This window comes from Polynucleobacter sp., assembly GCF_040400325.1.
Lineage (GTDB): Bacteria > Pseudomonadota > Gammaproteobacteria > Burkholderiales > Burkholderiaceae > Polynucleobacter.
In genome coordinates, this window is the sequence record NZ_JBBAQK010000001.1 from 169,950 (window position 1) to 193,464 (window position 23,515).

The 23,515-nt window shown below is 43.9% G+C and carries 22 protein-coding genes; 18 read left to right on the forward strand and 4 right to left on the reverse strand.

From position 1 onward, the window contains the following. Positions 1-7 precede the first annotated feature (7 nt). From ABWP14_RS00925 to ABWP14_RS00935, 3 genes are read right to left on the reverse strand one after another with little or no spacing between them, the layout of a single operon-like run. Positions 8-1,174, reverse strand: coding sequence for a DegT/DnrJ/EryC1/StrS family aminotransferase (locus ABWP14_RS00925; protein ID WP_353201095.1), 1,167 nt, complete (start codon positions 1,172-1,174; stop codon positions 8-10). 9 nt (positions 1,175-1,183) lie between these two features. After that, positions 1,184-2,827 (reverse strand): glycosyltransferase family 39 protein, encoded by a 1,644-nt coding sequence (locus tag ABWP14_RS00930; RefSeq protein WP_353201096.1) that lies wholly within the window; start codon positions 2,825-2,827, stop codon positions 1,184-1,186. A gap of 50 nt (positions 2,828-2,877) precedes the next feature. Beyond that, complete coding sequence (locus ABWP14_RS00935; RefSeq protein WP_353201097.1) at positions 2,878-3,255, reverse strand: Mth938-like domain-containing protein; 378 nt, start codon at positions 3,253-3,255, stop codon at positions 2,878-2,880. Between the two features lie 80 nt (positions 3,256-3,335). Between ABWP14_RS00935 and ABWP14_RS00940 the strand changes: the two genes are divergently transcribed. From ABWP14_RS00940 to moaE, 6 genes are read left to right on the forward strand one after another with little or no spacing between them, the layout of a single operon-like run. After that, positions 3,336-4,592 carry a pyridoxal phosphate-dependent aminotransferase gene (locus ABWP14_RS00940; RefSeq protein WP_353201098.1) on the forward strand — a complete coding sequence of 419 codons (1,257 nt, stop codon included), beginning with the start codon at positions 3,336-3,338 and terminating at the stop codon, positions 4,590-4,592. Then, positions 4,589-5,899, forward strand: a complete 1,311-nt coding sequence (locus ABWP14_RS00945; RefSeq protein ID WP_353201099.1) for a homoserine dehydrogenase — start codon at positions 4,589-4,591, stop codon at positions 5,897-5,899. Before ABWP14_RS00940 ends, ABWP14_RS00945 begins: the two co-directional genes overlap by 4 nt. A gap of 9 nt (positions 5,900-5,908) precedes the next feature. Further along, complete coding sequence (gene thrC, locus ABWP14_RS00950; RefSeq protein WP_353201100.1) at positions 5,909-7,351, forward strand: threonine synthase; 1,443 nt, start codon at positions 5,909-5,911, stop codon at positions 7,349-7,351. A 25-nt stretch (positions 7,352-7,376) separates the two neighbouring features. Then, positions 7,377-8,603, forward strand: coding sequence for a molybdopterin molybdotransferase MoeA (locus ABWP14_RS00955; RefSeq protein WP_353201433.1), 1,227 nt, complete (start codon positions 7,377-7,379; stop codon positions 8,601-8,603). Positions 8,604-8,621: 18 nt separating this feature from the next. Then, positions 8,622-8,879: a molybdopterin converting factor subunit 1 gene (gene moaD / locus ABWP14_RS00960; RefSeq protein ID WP_353201101.1), complete on the forward strand. Its 258-nt coding sequence runs from the start codon at positions 8,622-8,624 to the stop codon at positions 8,877-8,879. A gap of 1 nt (position 8,880) precedes the next feature. Continuing rightward, a complete protein-coding gene (gene moaE, locus ABWP14_RS00965) occupies positions 8,881-9,342 on the forward strand; it encodes a molybdopterin synthase catalytic subunit MoaE (protein ID WP_353201102.1) in 462 nt (153 codons plus the stop codon). Positions 9,343-9,347: 5 nt separating this feature from the next. On the opposite strand, the gene ABWP14_RS00970 is transcribed toward moaE, so the two are convergent. After that, the gene (locus tag ABWP14_RS00970; RefSeq protein ID WP_353201103.1) at positions 9,348-9,590 is read right to left on the reverse strand and encodes a GIY-YIG nuclease family protein; all 243 of its coding nucleotides are present in this window, start codon (positions 9,588-9,590) and stop codon (positions 9,348-9,350) included. A gap of 105 nt (positions 9,591-9,695) precedes the next feature. On the opposite strand from ABWP14_RS00970, the gene clpB reads away from it, so the two are divergent. The 12 genes from clpB (at position 9,696) to ABWP14_RS01030 (ending at position 23,513) form a co-directional block, all read left to right on the forward strand. Next, entirely contained in the window at positions 9,696-12,299 is a 2,604-nt protein-coding gene (gene clpB, locus ABWP14_RS00975; RefSeq protein WP_353201104.1) for an ATP-dependent chaperone ClpB, read from the forward strand. 58 nt (positions 12,300-12,357) lie between these two features. Then, a complete protein-coding gene (locus tag ABWP14_RS00980) occupies positions 12,358-13,593 on the forward strand; it encodes an MFS transporter (RefSeq protein ID WP_353201105.1) in 1,236 nt (411 codons plus the stop codon). A gap of 282 nt (positions 13,594-13,875) precedes the next feature. Then, a complete protein-coding gene (gene aceA / locus ABWP14_RS00985; protein WP_353201106.1) occupies positions 13,876-15,174 on the forward strand; it encodes an isocitrate lyase in 1,299 nt (432 codons plus the stop codon). 106 nt (positions 15,175-15,280) lie between these two features. Further along, the gene (locus ABWP14_RS00990; RefSeq protein WP_353201107.1) at positions 15,281-15,718 is read left to right on the forward strand and encodes an HIT family protein; all 438 of its coding nucleotides are present in this window, start codon (positions 15,281-15,283) and stop codon (positions 15,716-15,718) included. 63 nt (positions 15,719-15,781) lie between these two features. Beyond that, positions 15,782-16,765, forward strand: a complete 984-nt coding sequence (locus tag ABWP14_RS00995) for a TRAP transporter substrate-binding protein (protein WP_502930122.1) — start codon at positions 15,782-15,784, stop codon at positions 16,763-16,765. Positions 16,766-16,770: 5 nt separating this feature from the next. Continuing rightward, positions 16,771-17,325 carry a TRAP transporter small permease subunit gene (locus ABWP14_RS01000; RefSeq protein ID WP_353201108.1) on the forward strand — a complete coding sequence of 185 codons (555 nt, stop codon included), beginning with the start codon at positions 16,771-16,773 and terminating at the stop codon, positions 17,323-17,325. 35 nt (positions 17,326-17,360) lie between these two features. Next, entirely contained in the window at positions 17,361-18,632 is a 1,272-nt protein-coding gene (locus ABWP14_RS01005; RefSeq protein ID WP_502930129.1) for a TRAP transporter large permease, read from the forward strand. A 5-nt stretch (positions 18,633-18,637) separates the two neighbouring features. After that, positions 18,638-20,401 (forward strand): 5-oxoprolinase subunit B/C family protein, encoded by a 1,764-nt coding sequence (locus tag ABWP14_RS01010; RefSeq protein ID WP_353201110.1) that lies wholly within the window; start codon positions 18,638-18,640, stop codon positions 20,399-20,401. Then, positions 20,398-21,126 (forward strand): 5-oxoprolinase subunit PxpA, encoded by a 729-nt coding sequence (locus ABWP14_RS01015; RefSeq protein WP_353201111.1) that lies wholly within the window; start codon positions 20,398-20,400, stop codon positions 21,124-21,126. The genes ABWP14_RS01010 and ABWP14_RS01015 overlap by 4 nt, the downstream gene beginning before the upstream one ends. 79 nt (positions 21,127-21,205) lie before the next feature. After that, a complete protein-coding gene (locus tag ABWP14_RS01020) occupies positions 21,206-21,877 on the forward strand; it encodes a 3-oxoacid CoA-transferase subunit A (protein WP_353201112.1) in 672 nt (223 codons plus the stop codon). Beyond that, a complete protein-coding gene (locus ABWP14_RS01025; protein ID WP_353201113.1) occupies positions 21,874-22,539 on the forward strand; it encodes a 3-oxoacid CoA-transferase subunit B in 666 nt (221 codons plus the stop codon). The genes ABWP14_RS01020 and ABWP14_RS01025 overlap by 4 nt, the downstream gene beginning before the upstream one ends. Then, positions 22,536-23,513 (forward strand): tripartite tricarboxylate transporter substrate binding protein, encoded by a 978-nt coding sequence (locus tag ABWP14_RS01030; protein ID WP_353201114.1) that lies wholly within the window; start codon positions 22,536-22,538, stop codon positions 23,511-23,513. Before ABWP14_RS01025 ends, ABWP14_RS01030 begins: the two co-directional genes overlap by 4 nt. Positions 23,514-23,515 lie beyond the last annotated feature (2 nt).

Consider the following 23,515-nt stretch of genomic DNA (forward strand, 5'->3'; position numbering starts at 1 on the left):
AAGAACCCTAGTTTTTACGGTATTTTGAGAGTATTCCTGCTAATCCCTTGACTATGCGGCCAATATCTTCATCCTTCATTGCTGGGAATAGGGGCAGGGTCAGAATAGAGCTCCCTATACGCTGTGCATGAGGCGTATCCGCTGTTTTATAGCCTAAGTTCTTGTAAAGCGTGAAACCCGTAATGATGGGGTAATGAACCCCTGTACCAATTCCAAGCTCTTTTAATTCGGTCATGACTTGGGCGCGATCTACGGTTAATTGCGTCAAAGGAAGAATGACTTGAAACATGTGCCAGTTCGTCTCGGTAAAGTTTTCAACTGGTAATTCCAAACCTACAGTATCTAGACCGGATGAATGGAGTTCGCTGCGTATCACATCAAAGTATTGACGCGCTAGAGCAGCACGCTGTGTTTGATAGGTGGGTAGTTGTTTGAGTTGCTCTAAGCCAATGACTGCGTTGACATCGGTGAGATTATCTTTGCCTCCCAATACATCGACATCCATGACATCAATGCCTTGTCGGGTAAGCCCTTGCAGGCGTAGTTTTTCAGCAAGCGCAGCTTCTTCCGCATTGTTTAATACCAAGCAACCACCTTCGATGGTCGTGAGATTTTTATTTGCTTGAAAACTAAAACTTACTAGATCGCCAAAACTACCAATCCTCTTTCCATTCCACTGTGATCCGAATGCCTGGGCAGCATCTTCAATCACGCGCAGCTTGTGTTGTTTAGCTAAGGCATAGAGTTGATCCATATTGACTGGAAGACCCGCGAGATAGACAGGCATGATGGCACGAGTTTTAGAAGTAATTGCAATAGATACTTTATTTAAATCGATATTGCGTGTGACAGGATCAACATCCACAAAAATAGGTTTTGCGCCGACTCCTAAGATGACATTTGAGGTTGCCACCCACGAGATTGGGGTGGTAATCACTTCATCGCCCTCGCCAATGCCGGCAACTTGTAAAGCAATCTTCATTGTTGCAGTACCGTTGGCGAAACAGCGTACTGGCCTGCCACCAAAGTAATCCGAGAGCACCGCCTCAAACTCAGCCATCTTGGGGCCAGAGGTCACCCATCCAGAGCGCAGCACTTCTGCAACCGCATCAATCGTTTCTTGATTAAAACTGGGGCGGGTAAAGGGAATAAATGCTGGCGTAGAAGCTGACATGATGAGCCTTTATTGTTGAGGCGAACTAGCAGTGTCCGGGTGTTTCACAATTACCCTGCGGGAGTCTCGATCGACCTCAAGCATTGGAAAATTGATCTTCTGTAGTGCAGTATATTGCTCGGGAACCATTAAAGCATAAGCGGTTCGATCTTCTTTCCAGCGCGCCATAAAAGCATCTAGGCTGGGCATCCACAATGAAGGATCTTGTTTAACTCCAAACTCTAATTCATCAGGAGATTCCACCATGATCATGGTTCTTTCTAAATAGAAAGGCATCGTGTGGTCTAAAAGCCGGACTGAATAAATGTTGGCATCGGACGGAATAAGCGCTTTGACTCGAGTAGCAAGGTCAATTCCTGAGACCGCTCTTCCAAGAGTTTCGTGACCTGTGCCTGCAATGATGGTGCATAGAAAAAAACCACTAGCAAAACTGAAGATGCTACGAAGACCATGAAGTTTGCTTTGCCATGAAGCTGCAGCGCTAAAGCCAATCAATGCGATGAGGGCTGCAATCACCCAGTATTCATATTGCGCATAGGCCTCAGTTTCATCGGGCCTAGCTTGTATGCTAACTTCAGAAATGAAAAAGAATCCAACGCATCCCAATACTGCAAATCCTAAGGTTTGTAATTTCCAAAATAAACCCAGTCCATTGTTACTGCGCAGTAGGCAATCTAATCGGCTTGCAATGAGGAGGGCTAGTGCAGGGAAGATGGGAATAATGTAGCCAGGCAACTTGGATTGAGAGAGGCTGAAGAAGACAAAAATCACCACACACCAACATGCTAGCAACCAACTACTTGAAAATTCTCGTTTACGTGCAGCAAAAGCTTGAGCAAACGCACCTGGGATTTGTAAAATCCAAGGAGATATACCGATAATTAACAGGGGAACAAAATAATAGATGGGGCCTGTTCTGCTATGAGCGTTATTTGTAAAGCGCTGCAGATGCTCATGAATAAAAAAGAATTCTAAAAACTCTGGGTTACGTAGGGATATCAACACAAACCAAGGTGCTGTGATGACTAAAAACAAAATAGTTCCACTCATTAAATGCAGTCGTGACCAAATTTTCCAATCCCATGCGCTAATGGAATAGGCAATAAATACCATTGCAGGTATAGCCGCACCAATCACACCCTTTGAGAGGGTTGCAAAAGCCATCATGCTCCAACAAACCCACATCCAATTGCGACAACTATTTTTATTGCCTGCTGTTTGTGCCAATAAGAGACTGCACAGGGCGCTCACTAAGAAAGCAGAAAGTCCCATGTCCAAGGAGTTAAAGTGACCACTAATAACCCACATTGGACTTGAGGCAAGCACTAGAGCGCTGAGCCATCCAGCTCGAGCATTAAAAATTCGCGCCCCGGTAAAGCCAATCAATAGGATCGTTAAAAATCCTGTTAGGGCAGACCACAGACGAGCTTGCCACTCCCCTAAACCAAAGGCTTGAAATACGATTGCGGTTGCCCAAACTTGCAGCGGTGGCTTTTCAAAATATTTATATCCGTTGTAGCGAGGGGTAATCCAGTCCCCAGTGACCAGCATTTCACGTGCCATTTCTGCATAACGTCCCTCATCAGAGGGAATGAGATGGCGGTAATTAAGGGTGCCAAACCAAATCAGTCCATAAATGAGAGCAATGAGCAAAATTTTCCCTGGATGTAGCAGAGAGGATTGGTGGACATTTCCCAACTGCATCAGACAGGCTCCACGATGAGTGCTAGTAGAACTTGGCGTCCCTCACCTACAAGGATGTTGTAGGTGCGACAGGCAGCTTTAGAATCCATGATTTCAAAGCCAATCTTGGCAGAAATGAGGTTTTTGAGTAGTTCTGGAGCAGGAAAGCGTTGGCGGCTTCCAGTTCCAATCAGGATTAACTCTGGTTTTAAGCCCACCATTTGGCTGAAGTGGTCTACTTTTAAGTCTTCAAATGAATCAACTGGCCATGCCGTGATGGCGCCATCCGAGCTCAGCAGTACTGCATGACTATAGGGAGTTTGATTAATTTCAACATAGCCAGGCCCGTAGCCCGTGATCGTATTGGCTCCAGAATGGGGATCAGAATGAAGCTTCAAGTGGACTCTCTGTCATAATTATGTAGATTATAGCTAGCTGTTTTTTTCTCAGATTTCAAGAACTTACTCCTTAATTTATTGTGAAACCTATCCTAAAGTCCCAAAAACTCAATGACGTCTGTTACGACATCCGTGGGCCGGTGCTTGAGCTCGCTCAGCGCATGGAGGAGGAGGGTCACAAAATCATCAAATTAAACATTGGAAATGTAGGGGTATTTGGCTTTGATCCACCTGAAGAGATTCAGCTCGACATGATTCGTAATTTAAGTAACGCATCTGCTTATTCCGACTCTAAGGGGATCTTTGCTGCACGCAAAGCGATCATGCAGTATTGCCAAGAAAAAGGAATTCAAGGCGTTGCTTTGGATGATGTCTATACCGGCAATGGTGTATCAGAGCTCATTGTTATTTCAATGAATGCTTTACTCAATGATGGCGATGAAGTACTAGTGCCATCACCCGATTATCCACTTTGGACTGCTGCAGTGAGTTTGTCTGGCGGTACACCAGTGCACTATCTTTGTGATGAAGAGAAAGATTGGGCGCCTGACTTAGCTGATTTGCGCAAAAAGATTACACCTCGTACCAAAGCAATTGTGATGATTAATCCCAATAATCCAACAGGGGCTATTTATTCTAAAGAAGTCTTGCTAGAGCTCACTCAAATTGCTCGCGAGAATGGACTCATTTTATTTGCAGATGAAATCTATGACAAGATGTTATATGACGCAGAGAAGCATACTTCTTTGGCTTCTTTATCAACTGATGTTGTTGTAATTACCTTCAATGGTTTATCAAAAAACTATCGTTCATGTGGTTACAGAGCAGGCTGGATGGTGGTTTCAGGTGATAAAGAGATGGTGCGTGACTATACTGAAGGTCTTAATATGTTGGCTTCGATGCGCCTATGTGCAAATGTGCCAGGCCAGTATGCGATTCAAACTGCCCTTGGTGGTTATCAAAGTATTAATGATTTAGTGAGTGAAGGTGGGCGTTTAGCTAGGCAACGTGATCTTGCCTGGAAGCTCATTACAGAGATTCCTGGAGTGACTTGTGTAAAGCCTAAATCTGCTTTGTATTTATTTCCTAAGTTAGATTCTGAGATGTATCCGATTGAAGATGATCAACAATTTGTTGCTGATCTCTTGAGGGAAGAAAAAGTATTATTAGTGCAGGGCTCTGGTTTTAATTGGGCCAAGCCGGATCATTTTCGCATTGTGTTTTTACCTCATGAAGATGTTCTTAAAGAGGCGATTGGTCGCCTTGCACGTTTTCTTGAGCGTTATCGTAATAAGCATGGCCGCAAGGCTTCTTTAACCGTAGCAAAGGCATCATGAAACCGATTCAAGTAGGTCTATTAGGTATTGGCACTGTTGGTGGTGGTGTATTCACTGTTCTCGAACGTAATCAAGATGAAATTCAACGTCGTGCTGGGCGGGGTATTCACATTAATACCGTTGCAGACCTTAATGTCGAGCGTGCCAAAGAAATTGTTAAGGACCGCGCACAGATTGTGAATGATGCTCGTGCAGTGATCAATAATCCTGAGATTGACATCGTGGTTGAGTTGATTGGTGGTTATGGCATTGCTAAAGATTTAGTACTTGAGGCAATTACAGCTGGCAAGCATGTGGTTACTGCCAATAAAGCCTTAATAGCCGTGCATGGTAATGAGATATTTAAAGCAGCACACGCTAAGGGTGTGATGGTTGCTTTTGAAGCAGCTGTGGCTGGCGGTATCCCAATCATTAAGGCTTTACGTGAGGGCCTTACTGCAAACCGAATTGAATGGATTGCCGGGATTATCAATGGCACAACTAATTTCATTCTGACTGAGATGCGTGATAAAGGATTGGACTTCGAGGTCGCACTCAAAGAAGCACAACGCTTGGGTTACGCTGAAGCAAACCCTACTTTTGATATTGAAGGTGTTGACGCTGCCCATAAGGCAACCATCATGAGTGCAATTGCCTTTGGTATTCCGATGCAGTTTGATAAAGCTCATGTAGAGGGCATCACTAAGCTTGCTGCAATTGATATTCGTTACGCTGAGCAATTGGGTTATCGCATCAAGCTACTCGGTATTGCTAAAAAAACGGCAATTGGAGTGGAGTTACGAGTTCACCCAACCTTAATACCTACAAAGCGTTTGATCGCTAATGTGGAAGGCGCCATGAATGCAGTGCAAGTTTTTGGTGATGCAGTTGGTACGACTTTGTATTATGGCAAGGGTGCTGGCTCTGAGCCAACAGCTTCTGCTGTGATTGCGGATTTGGTAGATATCACGCGCTTACTCAGCGCGGACGTAATGCATCGTGTGCCATATCTGGCGTTTCAGCCTGGTGCAGTTCACGACACTCCAGTATTGCCGATTGGAGAGATTACGACAAGCTACTACTTGCGTTTGCGTGTTGCTGATCAAACTGGCGTTCTGGCAGATATCACAAAGATTTTAGCTGCCCATAGCGTGTCAATTGATGCGCTTTTACAAAAAGAGGCTGATGAAGGTGAAAGTCAAACAGATTTGGTTGCCCTTACACATGAGACCAAAGAGAAAAACATGATCGCTGCCATTAAAGAAATTCAGAATCTTAAGACTGTTACAGGCGAAGTAGTGAAGATCCGCTTAGAAAATCTGTCTTAATTAAAATAGATGCGTTACCAATCAACTCGTGGCAATAGTCCACAACAATCTTTTTTAGAAATTCTTTTAGGTGGATTAGCGCCAGATGGCGGGCTGTATTTACCAACTCAATACCCTCAAGTTTCTGCAGCTCAATTAGATTCATGGCGTGGCTTATCGTATGCTGACATAGCCTATGAAGTTTTGAGTTTGTATTGTGACGATATTCCAGAGAATGATTTGCGTACCTTATTGCGTGAGACTTATACCGCAGAAGTTTATTGCAACGGGCGTCCGCAAGATGATGCCAAAAACATTACTCCTTTGCATTGGTTGGGCGAAGAACAGGGCACTCGCATTGGGCTTTTAAGTCTATCGAATGGCCCAACTTTAGCCTTTAAAGATATGGCGATGCAATTGTTAGGCAATCTTTTTGAATACGTCCTCAAGAAAAAAGATCAGCAGCTTAATATTTTAGGAGCTACTTCTGGTGACACTGGTAGCGCCGCTGAATACGCGATGCGCGGTAAAGAGGGGGTAAAGGTCTTTATGCTTTCGCCACGCGGCAAGATGAGTTCCTTCCAATCTGCACAGATGTATTCCTTACAAGACCCTAATATTTTCAACTTGGCAGTGGCTGGTGTGTTTGATGATTGCCAAGATATTGTGAAGGCAGTTAGTAACGACCATGCTTTCAAAGCTAAGAATCAAATTGGTACAGTGAATTCGATTAACTGGGGGCGCGTGGTCGCACAGGTTGTGTACTACTTCCAAGGATATTTATTAGCGACTAAATCGAGCTCCGAAAAAGTATCCTTCACAGTGCCCTCTGGTAACTTTGGCAATGTTTGTGCGGGGCATATCGCTCGTATGATGGGTCTTCCTATTCAGCATTTAGTAGTGGCAACCAACGAAAATAACGTCCTTGATGAGTTCTTTCGTACGGGCGTTTATCGTGCCCGTAAGTCCACTGAAACATTGCATACCTCTAGTCCTTCAATGGATATTTCAAAGGCCAGTAATTTTGAACGTTTTGTATTTGACTTGATGAGTCAAGACGGCAAGGCAACTGCAGGTATGTTTAAGCAGGTAGATGAGACTGGTGGCTTTGAGATATCTAAGGACATTATTTTTCAAGAAATTGGAAAGTATGGCTTTCAGTCGGGCCGAAGTACTCATGTAAACCGTCTAGAGACGATCCGTGATATTGAGAAGCGCTATGGTGTCATGATTGACACTCACACTGCTGATGGCGTCAAAGTAGCAAGAGAGCATCTCCAAGAGGGAATACCAATGCTAGTGCTCGAGACTGCCCTACCAATAAAGTTTGAAGAAACCATTCAAGAAGCCTTGGGTCGGCCAGCTGAATGCCCTGCTACATTTAAGGACATCAAATCTAAGCCCCAACGCGTAGAAAATATCGATGCTGATGTGAATCAGGTCAAAGCCTTCATCACTTCGCATCTCGCCTAACCCAATCATGACGACCAAGCCTCCTATGTTGACCGCACAGCAGGCGCTGGAACATTTACTCTCACATGCTAAGCCAGTTGCTGAGACTGAAATTGTTCCAATGCAGGCCACATTAGGCCGTGTTCTTGCTGAAAACGTGAATAGCCTAGTCGATGTTCCACCACTGGATAACACTTCAATGGATGGCTATGCAGTCCGTTGCGCTGACACTAGCACTCCAGGGCAAAAGCTGAAGATTGCACAACGCATTCCGGCAGGATCAGTTGGAACAGAGCTCCAAGTAGGAACTGCTGCCCGTATCTTCACTGGAGCCCCAGTCCCTCTAGGTGCAGATGCAGTGGTTATGCAAGAAGACTGTGCGATGAGCGAAGGATCAGTTGATCATGTGCAGGTAAATGTTGTTCCTCAAGCAGGCCAATGGATTCGTTGTAAGGGTGAAGATTTAAAGACTGGTAAGACAGCACTAACTGCGGGTACTTTCTTGCGCCCACAAGAGCTGGGTGTCGCTGCATCTGCTGGCTTAACGCATCTCAAGGTTATACGTAGAGTCAAAGTCGCTGCATTCTTCACAGGTGATGAACTATCGCTTCCTGGTGAGCCGCTGAAACCCGGTGGTATCTATAACTCGAACCGCGATACTTTATTAGCTTGCTTAAGATCTCTAGGATGTGATGCAACGGATTTGGGTATCGTGCCTGATCGATTGGATGCTACGCGTGATGCTTTACGTAAAGCAAGTAAAGATCACGATCTCATTCTGACTTCCGGTGGTGTCTCTGTAGGTGAAGAGGATCATATCAAGCCTGCAGTGACAGCTGAGGGGCGACTTGATCTTTGGCAAATTGCGATTAAACCTGGAAAGCCTTTGGCATTTGGAGCAGTGCGTAAATCTGAGAGCCCAAAAGATGGAGAGGCTTGGTTTATTGGACTGCCTGGTAATCCTGTTTCAAGTTTCGTTACTTTCTTATTATTTGTGCGCCCCTTTATTTTGAAGCTACAAGGTCGAGAAACGAAGTTGATTCCACCGTATATAATGCGGGCAGACTTTGATTGGCTAAAAGCAGATCGACGTAATGAGTTTTTGCGGGTCAAAATCAATCAACAAGGTGGATTAGACTTATTCCCTAATCAGAGTTCAGGTGTTCTGACCAGTGCATCTTGGGGGGATGGATTAGTAGATTGCCCACCAGGACAAGCTATCCATGCTGGCGACCTTGTTAAATATATTCCATTTGATGCTTTGTTGACTTAATCGGTTTACGATTACATCATGAAACTTGAGCTGAAATTCTTCGCTTCCTTACGTGAGTCACTTAAAGTATCAGAAGAAAAAATCACTATTCCATCTTCTGTCAAAACGATTGCTGATTTACGAATCCATTTATTCGAAAGAGGCGGTGTCTGGGCAGAAGTTTTAGCGAATGGCAAATCACTTCGCTGTGCATTGAATCATCAAATGGTTGATCCTAGTACACCCCTGCAAGAAGGTGCTGAAGTGGCTTTCTTTCCTCCGGTGACCGGGGGCTGATATGTCGAGCTCAATTCGTATTCAAGAAAAAGATTTTGATGTCAGCGCTGAAATTGCATCAATGCGCAAAGGCGATCCCAGAGTTGGCGCAGTAGTGACTTTCTTAGGTACTGTGCGTGATATGAATGACGGTAGCTCAGTTAAAGGGATGACCTTAGAGCATTACCCAGGTATGACCGAAAAAGCGCTACAAGAAATTTTGGATCAGGCTAAGTCACGCTGGGATCTTTATCAGACTCTTGTGATTCATCGAGTAGGTCTATTACTGCCAGAAGATCAAATTGTCATGGTCGCAGTCACTAGCGCTCATAGAGGTGAAGCTTTTGCTGCTTGTGAATTCATCATGGACTATCTCAAAACGGCAGCTCCATTCTGGAAAAAAGAAGATACTCCTGAGGGTGGTCGTTGGGTAGATGCTAGAGTGACTGACGAGATTGCCATGTCACGCTGGGAGAAGAAGTAAATTCTTCAAAGCTTAAAAAAAGCCAATTTTTTAGATCGAGGTAATTGCTTTAATTTAGCTTCTGCCTTAGATGCTTCAGATCTATCTGGGTGGGCTTGGGTAGCTAAAAGGATGACAGGTCTGCGCGACCTCGTATAACGCGCACCTTGCCCTGAGTTATGGGCTTCCAGGCGATGCTCAAGTCGGTTAGTGATACCCGCATAGAAGCTACCATCCGAACATTTGAGTAGGTAAACGAGCCAGGTCAAAATAGAAAAATGGGTGTTAAAAAGGCCTTAGAAAAGCTTGAAATTAGCAATATTGCCCTTATATTCTATAGATAGATATACATCGAGTAGATGGAGAATACAAAAATGAGAATAGATAAATTAACTACCAAATTTCAAGAGGCTCTGAGCGAGGCCCAGAGCATCGCTTTAGCTAAAGATAATCAATATATTGAGCCAGCCCATCTGCTACTAGCGATGCTACGTGATTCCGATGGGGGTGCAAAGAGTTTGCTCACGAGAGCTGGCGTTAATGTCCCTGGCCTGGAAAAGGGCGTGGAAAAAATCATTAGCAATTTACCCGAAGTCCAGGGAACGAGTGGTGAAGTCCAGGTTGGTCGAGATTTAAGTAACTGGCTCAATCTCTGCGAAAAAGAGGCCAATAAACGTAATGATCAATTTATTGCCGGCGAACTATTTTTGTTGGTCGTAGCAGATGATAAGGGTGAGCTTGGAAAAGTAGCTCGGGAGAATGGCTTAAATCGTAAATCGTTAGAGGTGGCTATTGATTTAGTACGCGGAGGGGAATCAGTGAATAGTGCAGATGCTGAAGGTCAACGCGAGGCCTTAAAAAAATATACCATCGATTTAACAGAGCGTGCTCGCGCTGGGAAGCTAGATCCAGTGATTGGACGTGATGATGAGATTCGTCGCACTATTCAGATCTTGCAACGTCGTGGCAAGAATAATCCGGTGTTGATTGGTGAGCCTGGCGTAGGTAAGACCGCGATTGTTGAGGGTTTGGCTCAGCGTATCGTTAATGGTGAAGTTCCAGAGACATTGAAAGATAAACGGGTTCTGGTCTTAGATATGGCTTTGCTCTTAGCGGGCGCTAAATATCGCGGAGAGTTTGAAGAGCGCTTAAAAGCAGTGCTCAGTGATGTAGCTAAGGACGAAGGTCAAACCATTATCTTTATTGATGAGATTCATACCATGGAAGGTGCTGGTAAGGGCGATGGTGCTATGGATGCAGGCAATATGCTCAAGCCAGCGTTAGCTCGCGGTGAATTACATTGTATTGGCGCAACTACCTTAGATGAGTATCGTAAGTACATTGAGAAAGACGCTGCTTTAGAGCGACGCTTCCAAAAAGTGATGGTTGAGGAACCTACTGTTGAAGCAACCATTGCGATCTTACGTGGTTTGCAAGAACGTTATGAGTTACATCATGGAATTGAGATCACTGATCCAGCTATTGTGGCTGCTGCTGAGTTATCGCATCGCTACATCACAGATCGTTTCTTACCGGATAAAGCGATTGATCTGATTGATGAGGCAGGCTCACGCATTCGGATGGAGATCGACTCCAAGCCAGAAGTGATGGATAAATTAGAGCGCCGCCTGATTCAGTTGAAGATCGAGCGTGAGGCAGTGAAAAAAGAGAAAGATGAAGCCTCCCAAAAACGTCTTGGATTGATTGAAGATGAGATCAAGCGCTTAGGGGCGGAGTATGCTGATTTAGAGGAGATCTGGAAGGCAGAAAAGGGTGCCGTATTGGGCGCTGCTCATCTTAAGGAAGAGATTGAGAAAGTTCGTGCTGATATCACCAAACTGCAACGTGAAGGTAAGTTAGAGCAAGTTGCTGAGCTACAGTACGGTAAATTACCAGAGTTAGAGGCTAAGCTAAAGTCTGCAGCAGCAGCTGAAGCCAAGGCTAATAAAGATGGAGTAGTTAAAAATAAACTTTTGCGTACACAAGTTGGCGCAGAAGAAATCGCAGAAGTCGTTTCTCGTGCGACAGGCATTCCCGTATCAAAGATGTTACAAGGTGAGCGCGATAAACTTCTGAAGATGGAGGAGTTGCTGCATAAGCGCGTGGTTGGGCAAGAGGAAGCAATTCGTGCAGTATCTGATGCCATTCGTCGCTCGCGTGCTGGCTTATCTGAAGAGAATCGTCCCTATGGCTCATTCTTATTCTTGGGCCCTACTGGTGTGGGTAAAACTGAACTCTGTAAAGCATTAGCAGGCTTCTTATTCGATAGCGAGGATCATCTTGTTCGAATTGATATGAGTGAGTTCATGGAAAAACATAGTGTGGCTCGTTTACTTGGCGCGCCTCCTGGTTATGTTGGCTACGAAGAAGGTGGATATCTCACTGAAAAAGTACGTCGTCATCCCTATAGTGTGATTTTATTTGATGAAATTGAGAAAGCCCATCCAGATGTATTTAATGTGTTGTTACAAGTATTGGATGACGGCCGCTTGACTGATGGTCAAGGGCGTACAGTTGACTTTAAAAATACTGTGATTGTGATGACTAGTAACATTGGCTCACACTTAATTCAGTCAATGACTAATAAGAAGCAATCAGAGATCAAAGAGGCTGTATTTGAAGAGCTAAAAAGTCATTTCCGTCCAGAGTTCTTAAACAGAATTGATGAGATTGTGGTGTTCCATGGTCTAGATAAAGCTAATATTGCCAATATCGCTAAGATCCTGCTCAAGAATCTATCTGATCGTTTAGCAAAAGTTGATATGCAACTTGAGGTCAGCGATGCAGCTTTGAATAAGATTGCAGAGGTTGGTTTTGATCCCATCTACGGAGCGAGACCGCTCAAGCGTGCCATTCAGCAGCATATTGAGAACCCCGTTTCTAAGATGATCTTAGAAGGTACATTCGGACCTAAGGATGTTGTCCCAGTGGATGTAGATAAAAAAGGCGACTTTAGCTTTACTCGCCAAGTGCACTAAGCTTTAGAAGCACTGCAGCAAATAAGCAGGATTTTTCCTGCGCCAGTAAACTTGGTTCATGACTGTTGCGCAAATCAGGCGCTACAGTGATGTCCGGGTGATTGCTCTTATTAGTCTGGCTCACGGTAGCTCCCACTTCTTTCATTTAATCCTTCCGCCTATGTTCCCATGGCTTAAGGACGCATTCGCATTGAGTTATGCCGAACTAGGCTTGCTGATGTCGGTGTTCTTTATAGTGTCTTGTGGAGTGCAGGCAAGCTCAGGCTTTCTGGTAGATCGGATTGGGGCTAGACCAGTTTTATTTATTGGTGTTGGTCTGCTTGCACTGGCAGCACTTACTTACTCTCAAAGTAATGGCTATTGGATGCTCATATTAGGTGCCGTGATTGCTGGTTGTGGAAATGGAATATTTCATCCAGTGGATTACACCTTAATTAATCACAAAATATCCCCACCTAATTTGCCCTACGCCTATTCAATGCATGGCGTGACTGGTTATCTCGGATGGGCAGCTGCCCCAGCATTTATGGTAGGTATCGCACAACTTTCCGATTGGCGCATTGCTTTTTTAGCCGCTGCTTTATTGGAAGTCATTGTTCTGTTAATTCTGTATTGGAATCGAGACAAGCTGATCGATGATGTTCAGGGACGTCGTGCAGAAAGCCATGCGAGTGCTCAGGCTGCAAACCCAGGCAGCATGCCTGCCAGCCCATTTGCCTTCTTAAGGCTACCAGCTGTTTGGTTTTGTTGGCTTTTCTTTTTCTTTAGTATGGCTGCAACTTCTAGCTTGCAGTCTTTCGCACCGAGTGCATTAAACGCAATTTATGACATCGCAATTAGTGTCAGCAGTTACTTTATTACTTTATTAGCTTTAGGAAGTGCTGTAGGAGTTTTATTAGGTGGATATTTTGCTGCAAAGTTACAGACACCCGAACGCATCGTCACCACCTGCTTATCAGTCAGCGTTCTGATGAGTTTACTGATTGCAACGGGTTGGATTTCTTCCAGCGTGATCCCCGTTTTATTTATTGTGATTGGACTGAGCTATGGTCTTGTTGGGCCATCGCGTGATCTTTTAATTAAGTCAGCAACTCCTCAGGGTGTTTCGGGTAGGGTATATGGAGTTGTGTATTCTGGGATTGATCTTGGGGCAGCACTCGGACCATTTATCTTTGGTTTCTTGATGGACGCAGGCTTACCGAGAATTTTGTTTTTAGGTATTGCTCTTTTTCAATGCATGATCATCCTGACTACTTTTAAGGTTGCTTCTAGTATTCGTCCAAAAACAGCTTGATCTAGCTGATACAGATTTCATAACATGAAAAGCCATCTCCCTGCATAAAATGCAGCGCACCATTCATTGGGTCATCCCGTTTCGAGCAATGATTTGATATTCCACATTACAAAAAATAAATTGTAAGTGATTGAATATTAATAACTAAATACTTCCAAAAAATACTGATTTTCTACTTGCATCCATTTTTGAAGCTTCTAAACTCTTATATAAGACATAAGACTTCAATTGGTCTTTAGCATCTCAATATTGGAAGTACTTGTTTAACTTAGGGAGAAAAAAATGGCAGACCGCAAAGCAGAAATCGCAGCACTACAAAAAGATTGGGATACCAATCCACGTTGGAAAGGTATTAGGCGTGGCTATACCGCAGAAGATGTAGTTCGTTTGCGCGGTTCATTAAAGATTGAACATACTTTAGCTAAGCATGGTGCTGAAAGATTATGGGAGCTGGTAAACAACGAAGCTTACATAAACTGTTTAGGTGCATTGACTGGTGGTCAGGCAATGCAACAAGTTAAGGCTGGTATTCAGGCGATTTACTTATCTGGTTGGCAAGTTGCTGCTGACGGAAATTCATATGCAGCCATGTATCCAGATCAATCACTCTACCCAGTAGATTCAGTACCAAAAATGGTTGAGCGTATTAACAATTCATTCCAACGCGCTGATGAGATTCAAAATGCTAAAGGGATTCATAAGGGCGATCCTGCTTATATCGAGTACTTTGCTCCCATCGTGGCTGATGCTGAAGCAGGTTTTGGTGGCGTACTCAATGCATTTGAATTAAGTAAAGCGTTGATCAAGCAGGGCGCTGCCGGAGTTCATTTTGAGGACCAATTGTCTTCCGTGAAGAAGTGCGGCCACTTGGGCGGTAAGGTTTTATTGCCCACTGCAGAATCGGTACAAAAGTTGATCTCAGCTCGTTTAGCTGCTGATGTGATGGGTGTACCAACTATTATCTTAGCTCGCACCGATGCTGAGGCCGCTGATTTATTAACCTCTGATTATGATGAGAATGACAAGCCATTCTTAACTGGTGAGCGCACACCAGAAGGCTTCTACAAAACTCGTAAAGGCCTGGGTCAAGCGATCTCCCGTGGCTTAGCTTACGCCGCCTATGCAGATATGGTGTGGTGTGAAACGGGTACTCCTGATCTTGATTTTGCTCGTCAGTTTGCTGAAGCCATTCGTGCAAAGTTTCCTGGCAAGATGCTTGCTTACAATTGTTCACCCTCTTTCAATTGGAAGAAAAACTTAGACGATGCAACGATTGCAAAGTTCCAGCGTGAACTAGGTGCAATGGGTTATAAATATCAATTTATTACTCTCGCAGGCATTCATTCGATGTGGTACAACATGTTCGACTTGGCGCAGGACTACACTAAGCGTGGAATGACTGCTTATGTTGAGAAAGTTCAAGAGCCAGAATTTGCTGCACGTGATCGTGGATATACCTTTGTTTCACATCAACAGGAAGTAGGTACTGGCTACTTTGATGATGTAACGACAGTGATTCAAGGTGGCAAATCTTCTGTAACAGCATTGACTGGTTCGACTGAGGAAGAGCAGTTCCACTAATGAGAATCCCTAAGTAGTCTGTAATAGCAGTAGTACCAATACTGCCGCGGTATCTAATTGACCTCATCAGGGTGACTTAGGTGCCGTTTTCGTTTACATTCATGACATGAAGAATTGCATATTTTGCGCTGAGCTAAAACCAGAAGAGGGTCAATTAATTTGGCGTGGTGATGACTGCAGGATCATCACTGTTAATGATGCCGATTTACCTGGATTTTGCCGAGTCCTATGGAATCATCATGCATCTGAGATGACGGATCTCACTTACAGTGAGCGAGAACATTTGATGAATTTGGTTTTTGTGGTGGAGGATGCCATCCGCCAAGTGATGAAGCCCACTAAAATGAATCTTGCCTCGCTAGGGAATATGGTTCCTCACATTCATTGGCATGTCATTCCGCGCTTTACAGAGGATGTTTTCTTTCCGGGCTCAGTTTGGTCTCCAAGGATTCGGGAAACCCCTATATCCATGCTAGCCGATCGACAGAAGGCTGCAGAAGAGCTTCCCAATGTGATAAGAAGCCGGATTTCTAAGTTATATTAGTATTGATAGCATTCAGCATTAACAGTTTAAGATATTTTCACCAATACTCGCTAGGAGATAGAAATGAGTGATTGTTTATTCGGAAAATCGAGGCATTGGATTATTGCCTCGATGGCCATATTCGCTGTTAACGTCAATGCACAAACGAAATGGGATCTGGCAAGCGCTTACCCAGTTAGTAACTTCCATACTGAAAACTTACAGCAGTTAGCTGCCGATGTGGATAAGGCTACAGATGGCAAACTCAAGATCGTTGTTCATCCGAATGGCTCTTTATTTCCTGCTAATGGCATTAAACGTGCAGTTCAAACAGGTCAAGCGCAAATGGGTGAAGTGTTGATCTCTGTGCTGGCTAACGAGAATCCTATTTTTGGAGTGGACTCTATTCCATTCTTAGCTACTAGCTATAAAGAATCTGCAAAACTTTGGAAGCTTTCTAAAAATGCTACTGAAGCTGCTATGCAAAAGCAGGGGATAAAGGTCGTCTATGCAGTTCCTTGGCCACCACAAGGTTTGTATTCCAAGAACCCCATTAATTCTGGTGCAGACATGAAGGGCTTGAAGTGGAGAGCCTATAACCCAGCTACCTCTAAGATTGCTGAAATTGTAGGGGCGCAGCCAGTCACTGTTCAAGTAGCAGATTTGGCTCAAGCAATGGCAACCGGCACGATTAACTCCATGATGACCTCCGGAGCTACTGGAGTGGATATCAAAGCTTGGGAAAGTTTGAAGTATTACTACGAAGTAGATGCTTGGTTGCCCAAGAATATATTGATGATTAATCAAAAAGCATTCGAGTCTCTGGATAAGCCAACACAAACTGCTTTGCTAAAGGCTTGTGCCGAAGCAGAAAAGCGCGGCACCAGAATATCTGAAGAAAAAACAAAGGGCTTTAACGAGACCTTGGCAAAGAATGGTATGACTGTTCAAAAGCCATCCCCACAGTTAAAGAATGATTTAGACAGGGTAGGTCGTATTATGGTTGCTGAGTGGATTCGTTCTGCAGGTGATGAGGGTCAAAAAATCATCGAAGAATTTAAGAAGTAAAATTGATGCAAGCATCACGAAGTTTTTATGGTCGTCTTTTAGATGGCTTGATGCAAGGGGCCGCCGCACTGGCGGCCTTATGTATTCTTAGTGTTTGTATTTTGATGGTGTCGATGTCTTTATCGCGTGAATTCGGAATTAATTTACGCGGTGCTGATGATCTGATAGCTTGGCTATGTGCTGCATCTGCTTTCTTGATTCTGGGCCAGACCTTTCAGCATGGCGGTATTGTGCGGGTCGAAATCTTTTTGGGAGCTCTAGGTCCTGAGTGGAGAAAGCGCCTAGAAATCATTGGCTTAGTAGTGATGTCCGGCTTTTGTTTATTTGCGCTCACAGCCTTCACTCTATTTGTATACCAAAGCTGGGACTTCAATGATGTTTCGCAAGGGCAAATCATTGTGCCCTTATGGATCCCACAAATTTTTACTGCAATAGGCTGCCTAATATTTTTCTTAGCTGTAGTCGATGAACTGATGAGGGTAATTAAAGGCGGTAAACCTCGTTATCAACAAATGGCTGAGGATCGCTTATCAGCGGGTGATTTTGGAGAGACCCTGTGAGTATCATCTTTATCGCTCTCATTTTGATTCTGCTGATGTTCTTTTTGCTTCTAATTGGCATTTGGATTCCAGCTGGAGTGGCAATCACTGCTTGGTTTGGGCTCGTGTTTTTCTCTGATAAAGACACCTTGATGAACCTGGCTAATGTTTGGTGGAATTCTAGCTCTTCCTACACCTTAGCTGCACTACCTTTGTTTGTGTGGATGGGTGAGATTCTATTTAGGACTAAGTTATCAGAGCAAATGTTTACAGGTCTGTCACCATGGTTAAATTGGTTACCGGGTAGATTAATGCACGTAAATATTTTGGGCTGCGGTATTTTTGGTTCTGTTTCTGGTTCATCTGCTGCTACCTGTGCAACGATTGCAAAGTCTGCATTACCAGAATTAACTAAGCGTGGTTACGATGAAAAGATCACCCTTGGATCTTTATCTTGCGCAGGTACTTTAGGGATTTTGATCCCACCTTCAATAACGATGGTGGTTTATGCGGTTGCAGCGGATCAATCCATTATCCGCATCTTCTTGGCAGGATTTATTCCTGCTGCAATATTGATGGGTCTATTTTCAGGCTACATCATTGTGTGGGCCTTACTCAATCCCGATAAAACTCCTCCTGCAGAAAAATATACTCTGCAGCAACGCCTATATTCAATTGGTCAATTAATGCCATGCACCGCATTAATTATTTTCATTGCTTGGTTGATGTTAGCTGGCTACTCTACGGCTACTGAGGCTGCTGCATATGGAGTGGTGGGCTCTTTAGTGCTTGCTGCAGCTGGTCGTAATCTTTCTTGGACCAATTTTTGGCAAAGCCTATTATCTGCCACACGCCTTACTGCGATGATCATGTTTGTACTAGGGGCTACTTCATTCCTATCCATTGTGATGAGCTATACCGGAATTCCAAGGGGTTTGGCAGAGTGGGTGCAGAGTTTGCAATTATCACCATGGGTACTCATTCTTGTGCTGACTACTATCTACATCCTGCTTGGTACTGCTTTAGATGGTATTTCAATGATTGCTTTAACTACAGTGACTGTATTACCGATGGTTCAAGCAGCTGGTTTTGATTTAGTATGGTTTGGTATTTTTGTGATTCTCTTAGTAGAAATTGCGGAGGTTACTCCTCCAGTTGGATTTAATTTATTTGTGCTTCAAAGTATGACTGGCAAGGATAGTAACTACATTGCGAAAGTTTCTTTACCGTTTTTTGCCATGATGGTGTTAGCAGTGGCATTAGTTACGATCTGGCCTGAGTTAGTGACTTGGTTACCAGATCAAGTAATGCAAAAAGAAATTAAGTAAGTTCGATGCAGTTAAAAAGATTGAAGAAGGTTGCTGGGAAAATTGACATCCTTAACTTGGGTGATGCTGCTCTCTTGCTCGATTTTAGAGAATCTGTAGACCCTTTGAGTTGTATTCATCAGCTATGCGCTCTCTTATTCTCGGTTTCTCCTAGATGGCTTAAAGATACGATCCCTGGTATGGATAGTCTTTTCATTAGCCTTCATTTTGAAAATACGGACTATCAAGCAACTCGCGCTGTAGCACGTGCACAGATTGAAGTTTTACTGGAGAGCTTACATAAAGATAAAAAAGTCACTATTGAAAATGAGATTGTTCATCGTGTGCGAGTTTGTTATGACCCAGAATTAGCACCTGATTTAGTAGCAAGTGCAGAAAAATGTAAGCTTCCATTGAGAGAGTTTATTAATCGGCACAAAAATTCAGAGATTCGGGTTGATATTTTAGGGTTCATGCCTGGATTTCCATACTGTAGTGGTCTCGATCCTAGTTTGAGGTTGCCACGTCTTGAATCACCAAGAACTACCGTCCCTAAAGGTTCAGTGGCTATTGCAGAATTACAAACAGGTATTTATCCAAAGCCAACCCCAGGGGGTTGGAATGTGATTGGAAGAACACCAGATATTCTTTTTGATCCCAGAAATGAACGGCCAAGTCTATTAAATCCAGGAGATCGTCTGGAGTTTATTGAAATTGATTTGAATGAATTTAATAAAATTACTCTGGCACAAGAGGCGAAGGCTTCTCAACATAAAGTGAGCAGTATTTCAAAGAATAGCGCTATTGAGGTTCTTAGCCCTGGTCTATTAACGACCATTCAAGGGCAGCCACGTTATGGATTTGCACACTTAGCATTAAGCGCAGGCGGGCCCATGGATAAAGAAAGTGCGCGTCTCGCTAATGCCTTGTTAGGTAATCCAGAAGATCTTGCAGGATTAGAGATTACAGGCACTGGTCCAAAGCTTTTATTTCATCAGGATACCTGGGTTGCATGGGTGGGTGCGCAGTGTTTGGGATTAATAGACGGACAATCTTTCCCAGGCAATCGACCAGTACATATTCGCAAAGATCAAATACTCAGCTTTGCCTCTATGACACAAGGCTATCGTATTTTCTTGGCGATTAGTGGGGGCATTGAGAGTGAGTTTGTTTTAGGCGGCCGCGGCTCTCATTTGAGTGCAGGTATAGGAGAAAAGGTAGTGCAAAAAGGAGACTTTTTGTATTTGCCTCAAGCTCATCTTGCTCAGGAAAAATCGCTATTTAAAAATTTAAACCACTCAGGCTTGAATTATCCTAAATGGTCAATTGCATCACCAGCCTTACCAGGCAAATTAATCCAAATGATTAAAGCTATACCAAGCATACATTTCAACCTACTCAGTTCAGCAGAACAAGCTTTACTTTGGAAGACGACATGGTCAGTCTCATCTCAAAGTAATCGAATGGGGATGCGTTTAGATAGCGATTTTAAAATCTCAAAACCAATGAGCGGAATTGCATCACAAGGAATTTGTTTTGGGACTATTCAATTACCCCCATCTGGACAGCCGATCTTAATGTTGGCTGAGCATGCCACAACTGGTGGATATCCCCGTTTACTCGAGACGATTAGCTCAGAGCGGTCAAGCTTAGCTCAATTGAGACCTGGTAGCAAAATCCAATTTGTACCCGTTACACTTGAAGAAGCTGATCAGATCAATACAATCTATTTCACTGAGCAGGAAAAAACATTGGATACTCTAGAAGCTATTCTTTTGGATAAATCATGAAAAGAACAATTGATCTTAATAGCGATATGGGTGAGGGTTTTGGTGTCTGGGAAATGGGGGATGATTTTACGCTCCTAGACTACATTGACTCAACTAATATTGCTTGTGGTTGGCACGCAGGTGATCCTGAGCGAATGAAAAATCTTGTAGCAGCTGCTATAGAGAAAAATGTTTATATAGGCGCTCATCCCAGCCTGCCTGATTTACTTGGATTTGGTAGGCGAGAAATGGCGATTACGCCTAATGATGCTTATAACTATGTCCTTTATCAAGCCGGGGCATTACAAGCGTTCATTCATGCACAAGGTGGAAAGTTACATCATGTAAAGCCGCACGGTGCTCTTTATAACCAAGCAGCGAAAGATATCAATTCAGCGCGTGCAATAGCCCACGCGATTAAAGATTTAGGTGATGGGATTATTTTGTATGGCTTGGCCTCAAGTTGTTTTGTAGAGGCCGCGCAGGAAGTTAGTGTGCCACTATGGCAAGAGGTATTTGCGGATCGGCGCTATACCCCTGAAGGGTATTTGGTTCCTCGTAAGCAGGCTAATGCCTTGATTGAGACGGAAGATGAGGCCATCAAGCAGGTATTACGAATGGTAAATAAGAGCGAGGTAGTTGCGCTTGACGGAAGTGTCGTCAAGGTCCAGGCAGATACCCTTTGTATTCATGGAGATGGTCCATCAGCCCTTGATTTTGTGAGAAAAATCAGACCTTTACTCTAATTGGATTACATTAGAGGGTATGAGGTCATAGGCCGCTTGCAGCAAACATAATAAAAATTTATAGAGATGGAGACACGAATTGATTCAGAAAATTAGCTCCAGTGTGACTGAGGCTTTGCGAGACATTACAGATGGCTCAACCATTTTAATTTCAGGATTTGGTGGTGCTGGCTTACCTATTTATTTATTGGATGCACTAGTAGAGCAGGGCGCAAAAGAGCTTACATTGGTTAGTAATAATGCTGGTAATCAAGGCGTCGGTATTGCAAAATTAATTAATGCTGGCCATGTTAAGAAAATGGTTTGCTCCTTTCCAAGACAGCCAGAATCAGGCGCATTTGACGATCTTTATCGTGCAGGAAAAATTGAGTTAGAGTTGGTTCCCCAGGGTACTCTTGCCGAACGGATTCGTGCAGGTGGAGCAGGTATAGGTGGTTTTTATACGCCTACTGGATTTGGTACTGAATTAGCAGCAGGAAAAGACACTCGCGTAATTGATGGTGTAAATCATATTTTTGAAAAAGCAATTAAGGCAGACTATGCCTTAATCAAGGCAGACAAAGGTGACCGCTGGGGTAACCTTGTCTACCATGGTACTGGCAGAAACTTTGGGCCCATTATGGCAACTGCTGCTCGTTGCACGATTGCACAGGTGAATGAAATCGTTGAGTTGGGCAAATTAGATCCCGAAATCATTGTGACACCAGGAATTTTTGTTAAGCGTGTTGTGTTAGCTGGAGGCAAGTCATGATTGATCTTTCTCAAGTAAAAAAACGTAGTACGGCTGATATCGCTAAGCAAATTGTGCAAGATATTCCAGATGGTGCTCACGTCAATCTGGGCATTGGTCAGCCAATGACAATCTCTAACTATCTACCCTCTGATCGTGAAATTATCTTGCATAGTGAAAATGGTTTATTGGGAATGGGCCCTTTGGCTCAGGGTGATGAAATTGATGAAGAGTTAGTTAACGCCGGTAAACAGCCCGTTACCATCTTGGCTGGCGCTTCCCTGTTCCACCATGCAGATTCATTTGTGATGATTCGGGGTGGCCATATTGATATTTGCGTACTTGGCGCATTTCAAGTTTCCGTCAAAGGGGATATTGCCAATTGGCGCACTGGTGATCCAAAAGCAATCCCGGCTGTAGGCGGCGCTATGGATTTGGCATTAGGCGCTAAGAAACTATTCGTAATGATGGAGCATCTTACGAAGTCTGGTGAGTCCAAATTTGTTCAGGAATGTACCTATCCATTAACGGCACTTGAAGCTGTTGATTGTGTCTATACAGACTTAGCGACTATCGCTGTCACCCCAGATGGATTGGTTGCAGTCGATTGGGTAGAGGGATTAAGTTTTGAAGATCTACAAGAGTTGAGTGGAGTTCCCTTAAAAAGGATGATTAAGCAATGAAGAAGTATTTCTCCTATTTGGCTCTAGTGGCTGTTAGTTTTAGCTCAAGCCTGTCCTTTGCTGCCGAGCCTGTGAGCAACTACCCTAATAAACCTATTCGCTTAATCGTCGGTTTCTCTCCTGGTGGGGCAGCTGACACTGTAGGACGAGCATTGGCAGAAGGCTTATCAACACGTTTAGGTCAGCCAGTTGTTGTAGAAAATAAACCAGGTGCGAATGGCAATATCGCTGCTGATTTTGTTGCGCGGGCGCCAGGTGATGGTTATGTGCTGTACTTTCCTTCTATTGGTCAAGCAGTAAATGTTTCCTTATACAAAAATTTATCCTATGACCCAGTGAAAGATTTCACAGCTATTGGCAGCGTATTTTCTGCGCCCAATATCTTGGTGGTACCGATGAGTTCTCCCTATAAAACAGTGGGCGAATTGATTGCTGCGGGTAAAGCTAATCCTGGAAAACTGACTTTTGCTTCTAGTGGTAGCGGAACCTCGGTTCATCTCTCAGCGGTACTATTCGAGAAAATGGCAAAGATTGATATGGTGCATATCCCCTATAAGGGAACTGGTAGCGCTATGCCTGATGTGATTTCTGGGCAAGTGGACATGAGCTTTCCAAACCTGCCGAGTGGATTACCACAAGTAAAAGCGAGCAATCTCCGTGCTCTGGGCGTCACAACCGCTAAACGTTCAGCAGCTGCGCCAAATGTGCCCACGATTGCAGAGTCGGGCTTGCCTGGGTATGACATGGCAACCTGGTATGGCTTGGTTGCACCAGCTAACTTACCTGACAATATTCGTAATCGCTTGAATAAAGAGCTGCAGTCCATCCTCGCTGATCCCAAATTTAAAGATAAATTAATTGCACAAGGTGCCGATCCAATGCCAGGAACTGCAGATCAATTTTCGCAATTTATCAAATCTGAAATTGAGAGATGGCGTAAGCTGATTGCTCAGTCTAATGTCACGGTCGATTAAGC